Origin of the sequence: Intrasporangium calvum DSM 43043, assembly GCF_000184685.1 — a bacterium.
Lineage (GTDB): Bacteria > Actinomycetota > Actinomycetes > Actinomycetales > Dermatophilaceae > Intrasporangium > Intrasporangium calvum.
Window position 1 is genome coordinate 1,299,801 of the sequence record NC_014830.1, and the last position, 15,794, is coordinate 1,315,594.

At 72.5% G+C, this 15,794-nt stretch carries 18 protein-coding genes; 11 read left to right on the top strand and 7 right to left on the bottom strand.

Translation table 11 applies throughout. The annotated features are described in order from the left end of the window. Window position 1: 1 nt before the first annotated feature. A complete protein-coding gene (locus INTCA_RS05840; protein WP_013491998.1) occupies window positions 2–883 on the bottom strand; it encodes a LysR family transcriptional regulator in 882 nt (293 codons plus the stop codon). Window positions 884–989: 106 nt separating this feature from the next. Here INTCA_RS05840 and INTCA_RS05845 point away from each other — a divergent pair, with 106 nt between their 5' ends. Both INTCA_RS05845 and INTCA_RS05850 read left to right on the top strand, forming a co-directional pair. After that, window positions 990–1,919 carry a pseudouridine-5'-phosphate glycosidase gene (locus INTCA_RS05845; protein WP_013491999.1) on the top strand — a complete coding sequence of 310 codons (930 nt, stop codon included), beginning with the start codon at window positions 990–992 and terminating at the stop codon, window positions 1,917–1,919. Next, window positions 1,920–2,798, top strand: coding sequence for a carbohydrate kinase family protein (locus tag INTCA_RS05850; protein ID WP_013492000.1), 879 nt, complete (start codon window positions 1,920–1,922; stop codon window positions 2,796–2,798). Window positions 2,799–2,906: 108 nt separating this feature from the next. On the opposite strand, the gene INTCA_RS05855 is transcribed toward INTCA_RS05850, so the two are convergent. The 3 genes from INTCA_RS05855 to rfbB are packed head-to-tail and all read right to left on the bottom strand — an operon-like array spanning window position 2,907 to window position 5,280. Then, window positions 2,907–3,437: a TVP38/TMEM64 family protein gene (locus INTCA_RS05855; protein WP_013492001.1), complete on the bottom strand. Its 531-nt coding sequence runs from the start codon at window positions 3,435–3,437 to the stop codon at window positions 2,907–2,909. After that, on the bottom strand, window positions 3,434–4,282 hold the full coding sequence (rfbD, locus tag INTCA_RS05860; protein WP_013492002.1) for a dTDP-4-dehydrorhamnose reductase: 849 nt from the start codon (window positions 4,280–4,282) through the stop codon (window positions 3,434–3,436). The genes INTCA_RS05855 and rfbD overlap by 4 nt, the downstream gene beginning before the upstream one ends. Beyond that, a complete protein-coding gene (gene rfbB / locus INTCA_RS05865; protein WP_013492003.1) occupies window positions 4,279–5,280 on the bottom strand; it encodes a dTDP-glucose 4,6-dehydratase in 1,002 nt (333 codons plus the stop codon). The genes rfbD and rfbB overlap by 4 nt, the downstream gene beginning before the upstream one ends. Before the next feature lie 42 nt (window positions 5,281–5,322). Between rfbB and INTCA_RS05870 the strand changes: the two genes are divergently transcribed. Beyond that, entirely contained in the window at window positions 5,323–6,219 is an 897-nt protein-coding gene (locus tag INTCA_RS05870) for a hypothetical protein (protein ID WP_013492004.1), read from the top strand. On the opposite strand, the gene INTCA_RS05875 is transcribed toward INTCA_RS05870, so the two are convergent. Beyond that, the gene (locus INTCA_RS05875; protein ID WP_013492005.1) at window positions 6,155–7,732 is read right to left on the bottom strand and encodes a lipopolysaccharide biosynthesis protein; all 1,578 of its coding nucleotides are present in this window, start codon (window positions 7,730–7,732) and stop codon (window positions 6,155–6,157) included. The two genes, INTCA_RS05870 and INTCA_RS05875, sit on opposite strands and share 65 nt — an antisense overlap. A 100-nt stretch (window positions 7,733–7,832) precedes the next feature. On the opposite strand from INTCA_RS05875, the gene INTCA_RS18585 reads away from it, so the two are divergent. From INTCA_RS18585 to INTCA_RS05895, 4 genes are all read left to right on the top strand, one after another. Continuing rightward, complete coding sequence (locus INTCA_RS18585) at window positions 7,833–8,813, top strand: glycosyltransferase family 2 protein (protein WP_169312904.1); 981 nt, start codon at window positions 7,833–7,835, stop codon at window positions 8,811–8,813. Next, window positions 8,813–9,910, top strand: a complete 1,098-nt coding sequence (locus INTCA_RS05885) for a polysaccharide pyruvyl transferase family protein (RefSeq protein WP_013492007.1) — start codon at window positions 8,813–8,815, stop codon at window positions 9,908–9,910. The genes INTCA_RS18585 and INTCA_RS05885 overlap by 1 nt, the downstream gene beginning before the upstream one ends. Before the next feature lie 90 nt (window positions 9,911–10,000). After that, on the top strand, window positions 10,001–10,870 hold the full coding sequence (gene rfbA / locus INTCA_RS05890; RefSeq protein WP_013492008.1) for a glucose-1-phosphate thymidylyltransferase RfbA: 870 nt from the start codon (window positions 10,001–10,003) through the stop codon (window positions 10,868–10,870). Between the two features lie 6 nt (window positions 10,871–10,876). Continuing rightward, entirely contained in the window at window positions 10,877–11,476 is a 600-nt protein-coding gene (locus INTCA_RS05895) for a dTDP-4-dehydrorhamnose 3,5-epimerase family protein (protein ID WP_013492009.1), read from the top strand. Between the two features lie 22 nt (window positions 11,477–11,498). Here INTCA_RS05895 and INTCA_RS05900 read toward each other — a convergent pair whose 3' ends face one another. Then, a complete protein-coding gene (locus tag INTCA_RS05900; RefSeq protein WP_013492010.1) occupies window positions 11,499–12,164 on the bottom strand; it encodes an arsenate reductase/protein-tyrosine-phosphatase family protein in 666 nt (221 codons plus the stop codon). Window positions 12,165–12,288: 124 nt separating this feature from the next. Here INTCA_RS05900 and INTCA_RS19815 point away from each other — a divergent pair, with 124 nt between their 5' ends. Then, entirely contained in the window at window positions 12,289–12,567 is a 279-nt protein-coding gene (locus INTCA_RS19815; protein ID WP_013492011.1) for a PqqD family protein, read from the top strand. Between the two features lie 29 nt (window positions 12,568–12,596). Here INTCA_RS19815 and INTCA_RS05910 read toward each other — a convergent pair whose 3' ends face one another. Then, entirely contained in the window at window positions 12,597–13,730 is a 1,134-nt protein-coding gene (locus tag INTCA_RS05910; RefSeq protein ID WP_013492012.1) for a glycosyltransferase, read from the bottom strand. A gap of 39 nt (window positions 13,731–13,769) precedes the next feature. On the opposite strand from INTCA_RS05910, the gene INTCA_RS05915 reads away from it, so the two are divergent. The 3 genes from INTCA_RS05915 to INTCA_RS05925 are packed head-to-tail and all read left to right on the top strand — an operon-like array spanning window position 13,770 to window position 15,783. After that, a complete protein-coding gene (locus INTCA_RS05915) occupies window positions 13,770–14,627 on the top strand; it encodes a hypothetical protein (RefSeq protein ID WP_013492013.1) in 858 nt (285 codons plus the stop codon). After that, on the top strand, window positions 14,624–14,920 hold the full coding sequence (locus tag INTCA_RS05920) for a PqqD family protein (RefSeq protein WP_013492014.1): 297 nt from the start codon (window positions 14,624–14,626) through the stop codon (window positions 14,918–14,920). The genes INTCA_RS05915 and INTCA_RS05920 overlap by 4 nt, the downstream gene beginning before the upstream one ends. Next, window positions 14,917–15,783: a nucleotidyltransferase family protein gene (locus tag INTCA_RS05925; protein ID WP_013492015.1), complete on the top strand. Its 867-nt coding sequence runs from the start codon at window positions 14,917–14,919 to the stop codon at window positions 15,781–15,783. The genes INTCA_RS05920 and INTCA_RS05925 overlap by 4 nt, the downstream gene beginning before the upstream one ends. Window positions 15,784–15,794 lie beyond the last annotated feature (11 nt).

Consider the following 15,794-nt stretch of genomic DNA (forward strand, 5'->3'; position numbering starts at 1 on the left):
GTCAGTGGACGAGGGCTCGGACCTGCGCCATGAGCGTGCGCGCCGCGGGGGAGGGCGGGTCCAGCCACGCGAGGTCAAGAGGCACCTGCGCGCGGGGGCTGAGGTGGGCGGCCCGGACCCCATGGGACTCCGACTGCGCGAAGTCGCGCGGCCCGAGGGCGAAGGCGCGGCCCTCGCGGAGCAGGTAGGACCGCGAGCCGCTCACCCGGGACGTGCCCGAGAGGAGCAGCGGCTCCAGCCCGCGTGACCGACAGATCCCCAGGACCGCGTCGTGATAGACCGGGCTCTGCTCGCGCGGCCACAGGATGAGCGGCACATCGGCGAGGCGGTCCAGCGCCACGCTCCGACCCTCACCCAGGACGGACTGTGCGCCGATGACGAAGAGCTCGTCGCGACCGATGGTGCGGACCCTGCCGTGAGCGGGAGCAGCGACGTGGTGCCCGAGCCCGACCTCCGCGGCACCGGCGTCGAGAGCGGCCGTGACGCCGCCGGTGTCGACCTCGACCGCGGTGACCTCCACATCGGGGTGGTGGTGCTCGAGCTGACGGAGCAGCTGCGGCATGAGCCGGTTCACGACGCTGGGTGACGCGGCGACTCGAACTTGGCCGGTCCGCCGCCGGCGTGCCGTGGCGCCGGCTCGTTCGAGGGCGCGCACCGCCTCGAGCACCACCTCGGCCTGCTGGAGCAGCTCCGACCCCTCCGGCGTGAGGACCGTGCCGCCGCTGGACCGGTGGAACAGGTCGAGGCCCAAGGACCGCTCCAGTCGGGCCAGCTCCTTGCTCACGGTCGGCTGGGACAGCTGCAGCCGACCGGCGGCCCGGCCGAAGTGCAGCTCCCGGGCAACGGCCTGGAAGACCTCCAGCTGACGAAGCGACACGCTCATTCGGAAATGGTATCGACTGATTCACAACTGATTCTCGACGCGAATCGACGGAGGCCGTAGCGTGGCGTCAAGGCCCAACGCCACCACCCACGAGAGGACCGCACCCATGTCGACCAGCGCCCCGTCCGTCATCCACGTCGGAGACCACGTCGCCGAGGCGCTTGCCGCCGGCGTCCCCGTCGTGGCGCTCGAGTCGACGATCTTCACGCACGGACTCCCACGCCCGCGCAACATCGAGGTCGCCCTCGAGGGTGAGGAGATCATCCGGGCGGCTGGTGCGGTGCCGGCCACGATCGGGGTGCACCACGGCACGCCCGTCGTGGGTCTGACGGCCGACCAGATCCGTGAGCTCGGCGAGGACGACGACGCCGACAAGGCCTCCATCCGCGAGCTGTCCATCGGCGCGGTGACGAAGAAGAACGCCGGCACCACGATCGCCGCCACCGCCTTCCTCGCTCGCGCCGTCGGGATCGACGTCTTCGCGACCGGCGGGCTCGGCGGCGTGCACCACGGCGCGGACAAGACCTTCGACGAGTCAGCCGACCTCATCGCCATGTCCCGCACGTCCATCGTGCTCATCAGCTCGGGCGCCAAGGCGATCCTCGACATCCCCGCGACGCTCGAGCGGTTCGAGACTCTCAGCGTGCCGGTCGTCGGCTACCGCACCAACCGCTACCCGGGCTTCTACGTCGTCGACTCGGGCTACCCCGTCGCCGCCCGCCTCGACTCTGCGGAGGAGATCGCGACCGTCCTCACGACGCAGCGGGCCCTCGGCGTGCCGAGCGGTGTCCTCGTCGCCAACCCGGTGCCCGAGGCGGAGCAGCTCGACCCGTCCGAGCTGGACGGCGTCATCGAGGACGCCTGGGCCGCCGCCGAGCGGGACGGGATCGGCGGCCAGGCCTCGACGCCCTACCTGCTCGACTTCATCCGGCGGGCCACCGACGGGCGGAGCCTCGACGCGAACGTCGCCCTCTACCGCAACAACATCCGCCTCGCCTGCGAGGTCGCGGCTGCTCTGGTCGGCCGGGGCGAGTAGTTGCTCGGGGTCATCGGCGACGTCGTCCAGGACGTCGTCGTCTGGCAGCTAGAACCGCAGCGCAACGCCACTGACACGAAGTCGGAGATCGTCCTGCGCCGGGGTGGCTCCGCCGCGAACGTCGCCGCCTTCGCCGGTCCGCGCTATCCGACGCGCTTCATCGGGTGCGTCGGTGACGACCTCGGGGGCCACGCCCTCGCGGAGGAGCTCGCAGGCCACGGCGTGGATGTCCGGCTGCAGCGCCGCGGGCAGACCGGGACGATCGTGCTGCTCGTCGACGAGCACGGCGAGCGCACGATGTTCCCCTCTCGTGGAGCGAGTGCCCTGCTCGAACCGATCGACCCAGGTTGGCTCGAGGGGCTCGAGGTCCTGCACGTGACGGCCTACTCCTTCGAGTCCGGTCCGACCGCCGACACCGTGCTCGACGCGGTGCAGCGCCAGCACGCCCAAGGCGGCCTGGTCTCCTTGGACCTGTCGTCGGCCGGTCTCATCGAGCACTACGGCGTCGCGGAGTTCCTCGATCTGGTCGAGCGGTGTCACCCCGAGCTCATCTCCGCCAACGAGGACGAGTGCCGGTTGCTCGGGCTCGTGGACGGCGGCGCGGCAGGGGCCGGGCTGGAGCGGTTCCCGGCGGCGATCGTCCTCGCGCGACACGGCAAGGACGCGACGATGGTCTTTGAGCGTGGCCAGCTCGTCGCGACGGTGGCGGTGCCACCCGTTGACGACGTGCGTGACCTGACCGGCGCCGGCGACGCCTTCAACGCGGGTTTTCTCGCGGCCTACCTCGGCAACGGCGGGGACCTGATCGCCAGTTGCGAGGCCGGCCACGCGCTGTCGGCCCGCGTGCTGCGCAGCCCGGGAGCCACCGAGGCGCCTTGAATCCGGGGTTGCCCTTGCTGGCCCCTGCCACACTGACCCGCCTGGCGAATCAGGGTGCGAGGTCTCCGTGACGGGCCATCTGGGAGATGGCAGGACGTGCCCACTCGACTATGCGGCGGACTGGCCCAGGGGTCGGCGGGCAGCCAGCCAGGCGAGTCCGAGAACGGAGACGGCGGCGAGGGCCCACTCGAGGTTGCCCATGCCGATCGAGGCGCCCGCCCCGCCGAAGGCGATCGCGCCGGGAATGATCCCCACCGCGGTGCCGAGGACGTACGGACGGGTGCGGACGCCGAGGGCACCGAGGCTGTAGTTCACGACGGCAAAGGGCACGGGGGTCATCCGGGTCAGGAGCACGCCCCTGAAGCTGTGGCTGTGCAGCGCGGCCCGCACCCGACGCAGCCGCGGCCCGGCGCGCCGCTCGACGAGCTCCTCGCCCAGCGCGCGCCCCACCCACAGTGCGAGCACCGCGGCGAGGACCGACGCCACCCAGGCCAACGTGATCCCGAGGACGGGCCCGAACGCCAGTCCTCCAGCCAGGGTCAGCGCCGAGCGGGGGACTCCGACCATGACCACCGCGGTGAACCCGAGCAGGTAGACCGCAGGCGCCCACACTCCGACGGCCGCCAGGATCTCGCTCACCGGCGCAGGTACTCGGCGAGCGCCTCGCGCCAGTCGCGGATCGGGTCGATGCCCGCTTCCTCGAGGCTGCGGTGCGAGAGCACACCGTAGGCGGGCCGCGGTGCTGGGCGTGGGAAGGCATCGGTCGACGTCGGACGCACCCGGTGCGGATCGAGCCGACGCTCCTCGAAGATGGCCCGGGCCAGGCCGTGCCACGTCGTCTCGCCCGACGACGTGCCGTGGTAGGTCCCGGTAGGCGCCCTGGCGTCGACCATCCGGACCACGAGCTCGGCCAGGTCCCGGGTCCACGTCGGCTGGCCTCGCTGGTCGTCGACGACGTCGAGGGTGCCGCGTTCCTCGGCGAGCCGGAGCATGGTGCCGACGAAGTTCGGCCCCCCGGCCCCATAGAGCCACGCCGTCCGCACGACCCAGTGATCCGCGCACAAGGCCCGGACCGCCCACTCGCCTGCGAGCTTGGTGCGTCCATACGCCGACAGGGGGCTGGGAGGGTGCTCAGCGGCATACGGCCGGTTGGCTTGTCCGTCGAAGACGTAGTCGGTGGAGAAGTGGAGGATGCGGGCGCCCGCGTGGGCCGCGGCCCGCGCGACGTTCGCGGCACCGAGGGCGTTGACCGCGAACGCGAGCGGCTCCTCGCGCTCGGCCTCGTCGACCCGGGCGAAGGCCGCGCAGTTGACGACCAAATCGTGCCCCGCTGCAGCTGCGAGGCACTCGGGCGCACCGGTGATGTCGAGCTCGTCGGCACCCAGTGCAGTCACGGCGTGGCCCGCGGCGCGCAGCGCCGGCACCAGGTCCCGGGCCAGCATGCCCCCCGCCCCCGTGACGAGGACCCGCTGGCCGCTCGTCATCGTCCGAGCCGCTCGTAGGTGCGCTCGGCCGCGACCTTGGCCTCCCGCCACCACGACTCGTTGGCGCGGTACCAGTCGATGGTCTGGGCCAGACCCGCGCGCAGGTCGCCGAAGCGCGGCTGCCAGTCGGTCTCACGGCGCAGCTTGGTCGAGTCGATCGCGTAGCGCAGGTCGTGGCCGGGCCGGTCGTCGACGTGGTCGAACCAGTCGGCCGGCTCACCCATCAGCTCGAGGAGCATGGCGACGATCTCGAGGTTGTTGCGCTCGCCGTCGGCGCCGATGAGGTAGGTCTCACCGGGCCGGCCCTGCTCGAGGATCGCGATGACCGCATCGTTGTGGTCGTCGACGTGGATCCAGTCGCGGACGTTGAGGCCGGAGCCGTAGACCTTGGGCCGGACGCCCTGCAGGATGTTCGTGATCTGGCGCGGGATGAACTTCTCGACGTGCTGGCGGGGGCCGTAGTTGTTGGAGCAGTTGGAGACGGTCGCCTCGATGCCGAACGACCGGATCCACGCCCGGACGAGCAGGTCCGCTCCCGCCTTCGTCGCCGAGTAGGGGGAGCTCGGGTTGACCGGCGTCTGCTCGGTGAAGCGGGCCGGGTCGTCGAGCTCGAGGTCGCCGTAGACCTCGTCGGTCGAGATGTGGTGGAACCGCTTGCCGTGGCGGCGGATCGCCTCGAGGAGGGTGAAGGTGCCGACGACATTGGACTCGACGAACGGCCACGGGCTGTCGAGGCTGTTGTCGTTGTGCGACTCGGCGGCGAAGTGCACGACGACATCGTGGTCCGCGACGAGCGCGTCGACAAGGTCGGCGTCGGCGACGTTCCCCTCGACGAGAGCCACCTCGCCCGTCGAGAGCACCGGCTCGAGGGAGGCCCGGTTGGCGGCGTACGTCATCGCGTCGATGACCGTCACCTGCCAGTCCGGGCGGCTCTCGCGGGCCCGCAGCACGAAGTTCGATCCGATGAAGCCGGCTCCGCCGGTGACGAGAACACGCATGGTGTGAGGGTAGACGAGGGCCGGGTCGATAGGTTGACGGGTGTGTTGGCCCTCGTCACGTCCCTCCGGCACCCGTGGAACAGCCGGAGCTACGGCCAGGTGGAGGCGATCTTCGCCCAGTCCGCGAGGTCGTGGGTGCGCCAGCAGAGCGACGCGTTCGGTGTCGTGGTCGTCGGCAACCAGGCCCCGCGGGTCCAGCTCCCAGAGCGGGTCAGGTTCGTCGAGGTGGACTTTCCGCCCCCGTCCTCCCACCGAGGCCCCCAGACCGGAACCGCGGCGGTCCTGAAGGACAAGGGCAGCAAGCTCGCGGTCGGCCTCCTCGCGGCACGGCAGCAGCACCCCGACCTGACGCACGTCATGTTCGTCGACGCCGACGACTTCGTCTCCCGGCGGCTGGCCGGCTTCGTCGCCGATCGGAGCGGCGAGGCGGGCTGGACCGTGACCCACGGCTGGCGCTACCACGCGGGCCGGCGGGCGGTTCGCCCGGTGCGAGGTGACTTCCACCTGCACTGCGGCTCGTCGCACATCGTCCGACACGACCTCTACCCGCGCGTCGACCTGCCGTTGACCGCCTCCCAGGACGAGCTGTACTCAGCCTTCGGGGAGCGGCTGGAGAGGTGGTTCGGGTCGCACCTGCACATCCACGACGACCTTCCGCTGGTCCCCTTGCCGTTCCCCGGCGCCCTCTACCGCGTCGGGACGGGGGAGGCGCACTCGGGGGCCAGCATGGGCGGCTTGGGGCGCCCCGTCTCGCGGGCGGTCGCCGAGGAGTTCGGGGTGGAGCGCACCGGTGTCGCACCGTGGTCGTTCGCGCGGGCCGTCCTGCCCAGCGCTGGGGCCTTCACCGGCAGGATCGGGAACGTCCTGCTGGCCCTCAGCCGCGGCGGTGAGCGAGCAGCCCCAGCACCCGGCGCACCGACGGACGAAGCCTGGCGCTGACGCTGGCCTCGAGCGCGGCTCCGTCGGGTGCCGCCAGGCCCAGGTGCAGCACTCGCAGGCCGACGACATATAGGACCGCGCCCGCCACGGCGCTCAGCACGGCGGTGGTGACCAACCCCGTCGGGGCGGTGCGCGCGACCGCGTGGACGAGGAGGCAGGCGACGCTGCCGACGAGCAGCGGGGCCACGTCCCCGAGCGCCGCAGACAGCCGCACCTGCGCGTCCCGGCTCTCCGTGACCAGCAGGAGGCCGTTGCGCACCGCGACGCCGGCGAGGTTGGCGATGACCGCCCCCCAGAGCCCGAGCACCGGGAGCAGGGCCACGATGAGGACGAGGTTGACCACGACCGCCGCGAGGTTCAGCTTGAGGACCGCCCCGCCCGCCAAGCGGGCCTGGATGAAGGCGAGGAGCGGTGACCCTGTTGTCGCCACGGCGGCACCGATCCCGAGAGCGACGACGACAGGCGCCGCGCCTGCGAACTCGGCCCCGTAGATGGGCTGCAGGAGCAGGGCCAGGGGGCCCAGCCCGCCGGCCACGAGGAGAGCCGACAGCGTCGCGCTCGCCCGCATCGTCCGGCGGAGGGCGCGCCCGAGGGACGCGGCGTCCACTGCTCGCAGCCCCGAGATGGCGGGGATCAGCGGCCCGACGAGGGCCTGGGCCGGACTGAAGACATGGACGGCGAGGCCGAACGCCAGCGCGAACAGGCCCGCCGCCGCCGTGTTGCCGCTCCAGGTGAGGAAGGCCACCTCGGTGCGGGAGACGATGAGGTTGCCGAGGATCGAGGCCACGCCGGCCGGGACGGCGTACCTCCAGAAGCCGGTGGGGAAGCCGCGGGGTAGGGCCGGGTGGAGCACCGCGCGCCGGTAGGCCCGAGAGACATAGGGCAGAGCGAGGACGACGCCGAGCGCCCCCACCGTCACCCGGCTGATCCACACCGTGTCGGCGTCCCGCGAGGTGAGCGCTGCGACGACGACCGCCACCTGCGTCAGCAGGTTGACGACCATTGCGTTCTTGGCGATCTGGGCCGTCTTGTTCTCGATCGTCAAGGCGGCGGGAGTCCCGCTGAGCGCCGCCTTGAGCCAGATGCCGAAACCGATGGCCAGCGCCATCAGGAGCGGGTCCACGCGGACCACGAGCAGCACCGTGAGGCTGACGACGGGGGCGATGACGAGCAGCCGGAACCCCTGCGACCTCGACAGGACGGACCGCACGACCTCGGTGTGGCCCATCGCGTGTGCCTTGGTCCCGAACTGGACCACGGCCATGCCGAGACCCAGCTCCGCGATGACTCCGGCGATCGTGATGACGGTCGTCAGGTAGGCGACGCGTCCGTAGTCGACGACACCCAGGACCCTTGCCAGCAGGATGTTGACGCCGAAGCCGAGGCCCACGGCGACCACCGTGTGGAGGGCGGTCCAGCGGACCCCGCTCAGGGCTCGAGCCTGCAGCTCACCGCGATCGAGCGGGGGGACGGCGTCCGGGCCGGGCCCCGGTTCGGTGCCTCCCGTCCCCATCCCGGCCTCCTCGCGGGTCGCCCGCCCTGTTCGGACGGGCACCCTCCCGCCGCTGGCATCATGGCACAGCCGACGATCCGGCGATCTATACACTCCGGTGGTGCAACCCACTGACCGAGAGGGGTCGGACCCCGGCTCGCTCGCCGTGTCCGTCGTCGTCTGCGTGCGCAACGGCGCGGCCACTCTCGCGTCGCAGCTCGAGGCCCTGGCCGGGCAGGTGGACGCGCCGGGATTCGAGGTGGTCCTGGTCGACAACGGGTCGACCGACGGGACCGTGGCAGTCTTCGAGCAGTGGGCGGCCGCGGGCATGGGGGTGGTCGCGGACGCCCGCGTCGTCGATGCGTCCGAGCAGGTCGGCCTGTGCTTCGCCCGCAACCGGGGAGCGGCGGCGGCCCGAGCCCCGGTGCTGGCCTACTGCGATGCCGATGACGTGGTCGGCAGCACCTGGGTCGCGGCCGTTCACGCAGCGTCCATCTCCGGCGCGCTGGCGGTCGGGGGCCGGGTCCTCGTCCTGGACGCGGCGAGGAGGCCCACCTCGCAGGTGCTGCTCGACTCGCTCGACAGCCTCGGCCCCGACGACGGGGCTGAGAGGGTGTTCCCCTACTTCTGGGGCTGCAACTTCGCCATGAGCGCGGCGACCCTGGCCGCTGTCGGAGGCTTCGACGAGGGTTTGCCGCCCTACGGCTGCGACGACGTCGAGATCGGGATCCGGCTGGCCGTGGCTGGAGTCACCCTGGCCTACGAGCCGCGGATGGAGGTCTTCTACGACCCACCGCGAGGGCTCCGCCGGCGCCTGACCCGCACGTACCGCGCCGGGATCGCGGAGGCCTGCCTCTGGGCCCGCCATCCCGGGCTCTACCGCCAGCGACCCACTGCCGTCGCACTGCTCCTGGCGCTTCCCTCGACACCCATCCGGGCGGCGCTGGGGAGCCGGGGCGGCGCCAGGCGCCGGGTCCTCGCGGCCGCCGAGGCAACGGCGCGCGACCTGGGCCTGGTCCGGGGGCTGCGGCGGTGGGTGGCCGGCGGACGGCTCCGTCCCTTCCATGGCAGCACCGTCCTGCTGCCGCGCCAGGGACCCTGATGTGCGGCTGTCGGCCGGATCCGGGGGATGCCGCCGTCCTGGCGGCCCTCCGGGCCGCCTTCGACGAAGCGCTCGGCGCCGCACTCGACGGCCGTTCCCGAGCGGTGGTCCTCGATGCCCCCGACTACCGGAACGCCGGTGACCTGCTCATCCTCCGAGGTGCCCTCGACTCCCTGGGCCGGCTCGGGGTCCACATCCGACTCCTCCAGGACCGGCGGCTGACCTCGTGGGAGACGCTGCGGCGCCTCCCGAGCAGCGTGGCCGTCCTCCTGCACGGCGGCGGCAATCTCGGCGGTCTCTACCCGGTGCACGACGAGTACCGTGGCCGGGTCTTCGAGACGGTTCCCGACTCTTCGCGGGTCGTGCTGCTCCCACAGTCCGTCAGCTTCCCGGACCGACCGGCCGAGCTCGCCGCCCGGCAGCGGTACGGCCGCTTCCCCCAGGCCACCTACCTCATCCGAGACACGCGATCCCTCCAACGCCTGGGCGACGCGGTCCCGGAGCTGGGTGCCGGCCTCCGCCTCGCACCCGACGCCGCCTTCGGTACCACCTTGGCCCGGCGCGGCCCGCCCTCGCACGACCTGCTGGTCCTCCAGCGCAGCGACAAGGAGTCGACCGGGCTCGACCTCGCCGAACCAGCCGTGGGACTCGACTTCCGGCAGACCGACTGGCCGTCGTTCGGCCAGGCACAACCGGCCTTCCGCGCCATCCGCCGGCTGGCTCGGCTCTACGGCTCTGCCGACGTCCTACCGTCGGGACCAGAAACCGCCGTGAACGGCCGCTGGGCCCGGGCCTCGCGCCGACTGCAGGAGGGGCTCTGGGCCGTCCCCCAGCGCGCACTGCTTCGCAGGCACACCGCCGACCACGTCCGGGTGATCGAGGAGACTCTCAGCGACGGGCGGGTCATCGTCACGGATCGGCTCCATGCCCACATCGGGGCCGCCCTGCTGGGCATCCCGTCCGTGGCGCTCGACAACCTCGACGGAAAGGTGAGCGCCCTGATCCAGGACTGGACGGCCCCCCTCTCGACGACCCACCGAGCCGGCTCGGCCGCCGAGGCCCTCACGATCGCGAGGTCCCTGCTGCCAACCATCTGAGCGGGCCGCCCGACGCCGTAGCCCTTCGCGATCGCGGTACCAAAGGTGCGGAACTTTTGACGTCATCCGCGGCGGCTAGGCTGGCGCACCATGAAGGGAATCATCCTGGCCGGGGGAACCGGTAGCCGCCTGCACCCGATCACGCGCGCCATCAGCAAGCAGCTCATGCCGGTCTACGACAAGCCGATGATCTACTACCCGCTGTCGACCCTGATGATGGCCGGCATCCGCGAGGTCCTCGTCATCACGACCCCCCAGGACCGCGAGCAGTTCGAGCGGCTGCTCGGCGACGGGTCCCAGTGGGGGATGTCCCTGTCCTACGCGACTCAGGAGCGCCCCGAGGGCCTGGCCCAGGCGTTCATCATCGGTGCCGACTTCATCGGCTCGGACCACGTCGCGCTCGTCCTCGGCGACAACATCTTCTTCGGTCCGGGCCTCGGCGCTCGCCTCGCCGACAACACGAGCGTGACGGGCGGGCACATCTTCGCCTACCGCGTCGCTGACCCCACGGCCTACGGCGTCGTCGAGTTCGACACGGACGGCCAGGTGCTCTCCATCGAGGAGAAGCCGGAGCGGCCCAGGTCGAGCTACGCCATCCCGGGCCTCTACTTCTACGACAACGACGTCGTCTCCATCGCGAAGGGGTTGACGCCGAGCGCTCGGGGTGAGCTGGAGATCACGGCCGTCAACGCCGAGTACCTCCGGCGCCAGGCGCTCACCGTCAGCGTGCTGCCCCGCGGCACCGCGTGGTTCGACACCGGGACGTTCGACGGGCTCATCGAGGCCAGCCAGTACGTGCACGTCATCGAGGCGCGGCAGGGGCAGAAGGTCGGGTGCGTCGAGGAGGTCGCCTGGCGCAATGGATGGATCAACGACGATGTCCTCCGCGGTCATGCTGACGACCAGCTCAAGAGCGGCTACGGGGCGTACCTGTTCGACCTCATGAACGAAGGACATTGACCACCTGTGGAGATCCGATCTCTGACCATCGCTGGTGCCTTCGAGGTCACACCTCGCCAGTTCCACGACGATCGCGGAACCTTTGCCGAGGGCTTCCGGGCAGACCGGTTGGCCGAGGCGCTCGGCCATGAGATGCGCGTCCGGCAGACGAACATCTCGGTGTCGCAGGCGGGCGCCCTCCGCGGCATCCACTTCGCCGCCCTCCCGCCGTCCCAGGCCAAGTTCGTCACGGTGACGAGTGGCGTCTTCCTGGACTTCGTCATCGACATCCGCGTGGGTTCCCCGACCTTCGGGCAGTGGGACAGCGTCCGGCTCGACGCCGTCGACCGGCGCGCGGTCTACGTCGCGGAAGGCCTTGGCCATGCGCTCGCGTGCCTCGAGGACGGCGTCGCCGTCTACCTCTGTTCGGAGGTCTTCAACCCGGCGGCCGAGCGCGGCGTCAACCCGCTCGACCCCGCGGTGGGCCTGGCCCTGCCGGAGGGGTTCGTCCCCGTCGTCTCCGACAAGGACGCGGCAGCGCCGACCCTGGAGGCGGCGGCGGAGCGGGGCGAGCTGCCGACGTTCGAGCAGTACCTCGCCCACACCGCCTCCCTCGCCGGACACTGAGCCACCGCGGGGACCGGTCCGCTCAGCGCCGCCGCCGTCCCCACGAGCGGCGCCCCGGCGGCGCCTCCTCCGGGGACGGAGCCGCCGGGCCGACCACTCGCGGATCGGACACCGGGAGCCCCTCGAGCACCCGTCCGACGAGGTCCACGGCTCGCGAGATCTCGGTGAAGGCCAGGTGGTACGCCTCGAGGTCGCGTCCGTAGGGGTCGGCGATGTCGTCCACGGCCGGGTCGAGCACGGCCCGGCGTCTCGACCCCGCGAGCTCGACGACGCGGCGGAGCGACTCCACGCGGTCCTCGGTGGGCTCGAACTCGGCGGCCCCGTCGGCGACGAGTCGGGCGAACTCGCGCAACGTGAACGTCCGTCCCGTCGCGGCGGGGCCCAGGGCCACCGCTGCGGCCCGGTGCCGTCGGGTCATCCCGAGCACGAGGTCCGCGCGCTCGACGAGCTGGGGCGTGAGCAGCTGGGCACAGAACTCTCCCGAGTAGGCGCCCGACTGCTCGAGGAGGTGCGCCATCGAGATCTGGATCGGTTCGCCGACCATGGCGTGGGTGCCGCCGCTGACGACCTCGACGCCGGCGGCGCCGTCGACCCAGACGCGACGGATGAGGCGTTCGGCCGCGGGCGACCGGCAGATGTTGCCGGTGCACACGGTGAGCACCCTGAAGCGAACGTCCCCCTCCGCCATCGCCGCCCTTCCACTGAACCGGTGCGGTCCCCTCCGCCTGCCCAATCTACCCACGCCGACGCAGCGCCCTGCGCTTTCCGCACGATCGGGTGAGCCCGCCACCCACTCGTGGGACGCTACGTGCGTGACGAGCTCAGCGGCATACGGCATCGCTCCCGACGTGGGACGCGTCGACGCGGACGAGCTGACCTATGTCGCACGGTTGCCCGAGGGGCCGGCGCTCGTCCTCGCCGACTCGGCGGCGGTCATCTGGGCGGAGGCGAGCGAGGGGGGCTCGCTCGAGCAGGTCGTGGAGCGCGTCGCGGACGCGTTCGGGCTGGCGCCCGCCGCCATCGAGCAGGACGTGGCCGCCTTCGTGGAGCAGCTCGTCGCGCTCGGGCTGCTCGTGCACACCGACGACTGAGCCGTATGCCGCTCAGCTCGCTCCCAGCGTCAGGCGCGGTCGTCGGTGAGCAGGGTCTCCACCGCGGCAACCAGGCGCCGGTGGAAGTGCGGCTCCGAGAAGCTGTCGACGTGCGACCGGATCGCCTCGGCGTCCCATTCGGCGTTCCGGTTCGCGGCCACGGCGGCCCGGACGTCGTTCGCCGTGGGGGTTGCGAAGAACGCTCCTGAGACCCCGGGCGCGACGGTGTCGAGGTAGCCGCCGGCGTGCAGGGCGAGGGTGGGGCGCCCGAAGGCCCCTGCCTCGAGGGGGGTGAGCCCGAAGTCCTCGAGACTCGGGGCGATGAGCGCGGTGCTGTGCGAGTAGACCCAGCGCAGGTGCGCGTCGACGAGCCCGGACACGATCCGCACGTTGGGGGGCGCGGTGGCGCGCAGCTCGGCCTCGAGGGGGCCGTGCCCGACGACGACGAGGCGTTCGTCGAGGCCGTCGAAGGCGCGGACCGCTTCGGCGACGTTCTTGTAGGGCAGCAGCCGGGAGACGAGCAGGTGGTAGCCGTCGGCCCAGTCGGCGAGCTCCCCGACGACCTCGCTGGGGCCGTGGGGGTCGATCCCGAACGGCGGGGGGAGGACCTCGGCGTCGATGCCGTAGGCCTCCTTGACGCGGTCTCGGACGACGGTGGAGTTGACCAGGTAACGGTCCGCGGTCGCTGCCGCGCGCCGGTCCCACCGGAGCAGCGGGGGACTGAGCGCGAGGAGCGCCCGCCCCGTCACCGAGCTCCGCGGGGGGTGCCCGAGGTAGGCGTCCGCCTGGTAGAGCCACCGGGCGGGGGCGTGGCAGTAGACGAGCTTCTTGCCCGACGTCGGGACTCCGTGCGCCCAGCCGGAGCTCGAGGCGATGACGAGGTCGGCGTCCACCGGCAGTCGCGAGACGGCCCACGGCAGGAGCGGCAGGGCCAGCCGGTGGTCGTGGCGGAGGCGTGTCGAGCGGTTCAGGGGCGACGTGACGATGCGGGCGTCGCGGAACTCGGGGAACGTCCCCTCCGGGTCGTAGAGCGTCGTGTGGATCGTCGCGTCGGGGAACGCCCGGAGCATCGAGAGGACGACACGTTCGGCGCCGCCGCGCTGGGTGAGGTAGTCGTGGGCGATGGCCACGCGCGGTCGGCCGCCGCCACTGCCGCCTCTCATGGCGACGATGATGCCACGGGGTGGTTACGCTGCAGCACGATGCCCACGGTCCCCAGCCCGCGCGCCCATCCGGGCCCGACTGCCTCGCCGGCCGTCGCCGACGAGGTCGTCGACCTGCATGCGCTCGGCGCGCATCTCGCGCTCGACCTGAGCGGGCTGCCGGTGGAGGTGGCCGCGGCGTTCCGTCGGGCGTGGCAGCACTGTCTCGACCCCCGCGCGGGAGGCGCCGACCCCGCCGAGGAGGTCGGTGCCGGCGCGTTCGTCGTGGCCGAGCGGTTCGGGGAGGCGTTGCCCCCGGGGGACGAGGACGCGCCGGCCCGGATGCTCATGCGGGCCACCCAGGGCATCACCAAGGCGCTCATCGCGGCGCAGGCGGGTCGCGTGCTCATGCTCCACGCCGGCGCGCTCTGCGATCCGACGACCGGCGCCGCGGTGGTCTTCGTGGCGCCGGGTGGGACGGGCAAGACGACGTTGAGCCGCACGTTCGGGACGTCGCTCGCCTACCTCACCGACGAGACGGTCGCCGTCACGGCCGACGGTCGGATCCTGCCGTACCGCAAGCCGCTGTCGATCCGCCGGGACCCGCACCGCGGGCTCAAGGACGAGGTGCCGGCCGCACAGCTCGGGCTCCTGGCCCCTCGAGCCGAGCCGTGGGTCGCCGGGGTGGTCGTCATCCGCCGGGACCCGGCCATGGTGGGCGTCGCGGTCGAGCCGATGGACGTGCTCGACGCCATCGTCACGCTCGCTCCGGAGACGTCGTCGCTGCCGCTGCTCGCCCGACCGCTCAACCGCCTGGCCGAGCTGGGGGAGGCGACCGGCGGGTTCCGGCTGCTCCGTTACGCCGAGGCCGCCGACCTCGAGCCGGTCATCCGTGAGATCACGGGGAGGGCGCGATGAGCGAGGTCGTCGTGCGTGCGGTCGAGGCCGTCGACGAGCTCGTCGTCGACGGGGAGGGGGTCGTCCTGCTCGGCGACGCGTCGGGCGGTCGGGTCGTCCGGCTGTCACCGCTCGGTCTCGCTGTGCGCTCGCTGACCCGAGACGGTATGCCGCTGGGCGCGTTGGGTGCCCACCTGGCCGCCGAGTTCGGGGTCCCTGAGGACGGCGACCTCGAGGGCGCGGTGCGGGCGGTCGTCGACGACCTCGCGGCGCAGGGTCTCGTCGAGGTGGAGCCCGAGGGAGGCGGCGCGTGACGACGACGATCCCGACCCCGATCCGGCTCCAGCTCGGGCACGCCGCGGTCCAGGTCGTCGCCGACCGCATCGGCGCGGACCTGCTGCACATCAAGGGCGAGTCGCTCGACCCGACGGTCCGTCGCAGTGGGCGGACGGCGTCCGACGTCGACGTCCTCGTTCACCCCGACCACGTCGCGGCCCTCCTCGTCGCGCTCCGTGCGGCCGGATGGGAGCTGCTCAACGACTTCCCCTCGAGCTCGGCCTTCGAGCACTCGGCCACCCTGCGCCACCCGGCATGGGGCCACCTCGACGTCCATCGCAGCTTCCCGGGACTCACGGTGCGGGCCGAGGTGGCTTTCGGCGTCCTGTGGTCGGCGGGGCGAACCTGGCTGGCGGCCGGGCGCGCCTGCCGGGTCCCCGAGCCGACCGCCCAGCGACTGGTCCTGCTCCTGCACGCGGCCCGGTCGCGCGGGTCGCACCGGGGCAGGCAGGACATCACCCACACGTGGACCGCGGCGGACGACGACGTGCGGGCCGCGGTGGAGGAACTGGCCCGGCGCCTCGGCGCCGAGGTCGGCCTGGCCGCCGCCACCGGACGGCTCGACGCGTGGCGAGGGCACCCGGACCACGACCTCTGGCAGGTCGCCTCGGCCGGGGGGACCCGGATCGACGAGTGGCGCGCCCGGGTCAAGGCGGCCCCCACGACACGGGGCAAGCTGCGCCTCGTCGGCCGGGCGGCACTCGTCAACGTCGAGCACCTGGCCATGCTGAGGGGGCGACCGCCGACCCGTCGCGAGGTGGTCGCCGAGTTCTTCGCGCGTCCCGCGCGCGGCGTCCGGGAGGAGCTGGCGCGCCGCCGTCCGCGCCGGGCGGGCGACTGAGTGCACCGGCC

What these genes read in the sequence shown, in the direction of transcription:
- INTCA_RS05840 (WP_013491998.1), bottom strand. Translation starts at nt 883, where the DNA reads ATGAGCGTGTCGCTTCGTCAGCTGGAGGTCTTCCAGGCCGTTGCCCGG.
- INTCA_RS05845 (WP_013491999.1), top strand. Translation starts at nt 990, where the DNA reads ATGTCGACCAGCGCCCCGTCCGTCATCCACGTCGGAGACCACGTCGCC.
- rfbD (WP_013492002.1), bottom strand. Translation starts at nt 4,282, where the DNA reads ATGACGAGCGGCCAGCGGGTCCTCGTCACGGGGGCGGGGGGCATGCTG.
- rfbB (WP_013492003.1), bottom strand. Translation starts at nt 5,280, where the DNA reads ATGCGTGTTCTCGTCACCGGCGGAGCCGGCTTCATCGGATCGAACTTC.
- INTCA_RS05875 (WP_013492005.1), bottom strand. Translation starts at nt 7,732, where the DNA reads ATGGGGACGGGAGGCACCGAACCGGGGCCCGGCCCGGACGCCGTCCCC.
- INTCA_RS05885 (WP_013492007.1), top strand. Translation starts at nt 8,813, where the DNA reads ATGTGCGGCTGTCGGCCGGATCCGGGGGATGCCGCCGTCCTGGCGGCC.
- rfbA (WP_013492008.1), top strand. Translation starts at nt 10,001, where the DNA reads ATGAAGGGAATCATCCTGGCCGGGGGAACCGGTAGCCGCCTGCACCCG.
- INTCA_RS05900 (WP_013492010.1), bottom strand. Translation starts at nt 12,164, where the DNA reads ATGGCGGAGGGGGACGTTCGCTTCAGGGTGCTCACCGTGTGCACCGGC.
- INTCA_RS05910 (WP_013492012.1), bottom strand. Translation starts at nt 13,730, where the DNA reads ATGAGAGGCGGCAGTGGCGGCGGCCGACCGCGCGTGGCCATCGCCCAC.
- INTCA_RS05915 (WP_013492013.1), top strand. Translation starts at nt 13,770, where the DNA reads ATGCCCACGGTCCCCAGCCCGCGCGCCCATCCGGGCCCGACTGCCTCG.
- INTCA_RS05920 (WP_013492014.1), top strand. Translation starts at nt 14,624, where the DNA reads ATGAGCGAGGTCGTCGTGCGTGCGGTCGAGGCCGTCGACGAGCTCGTC.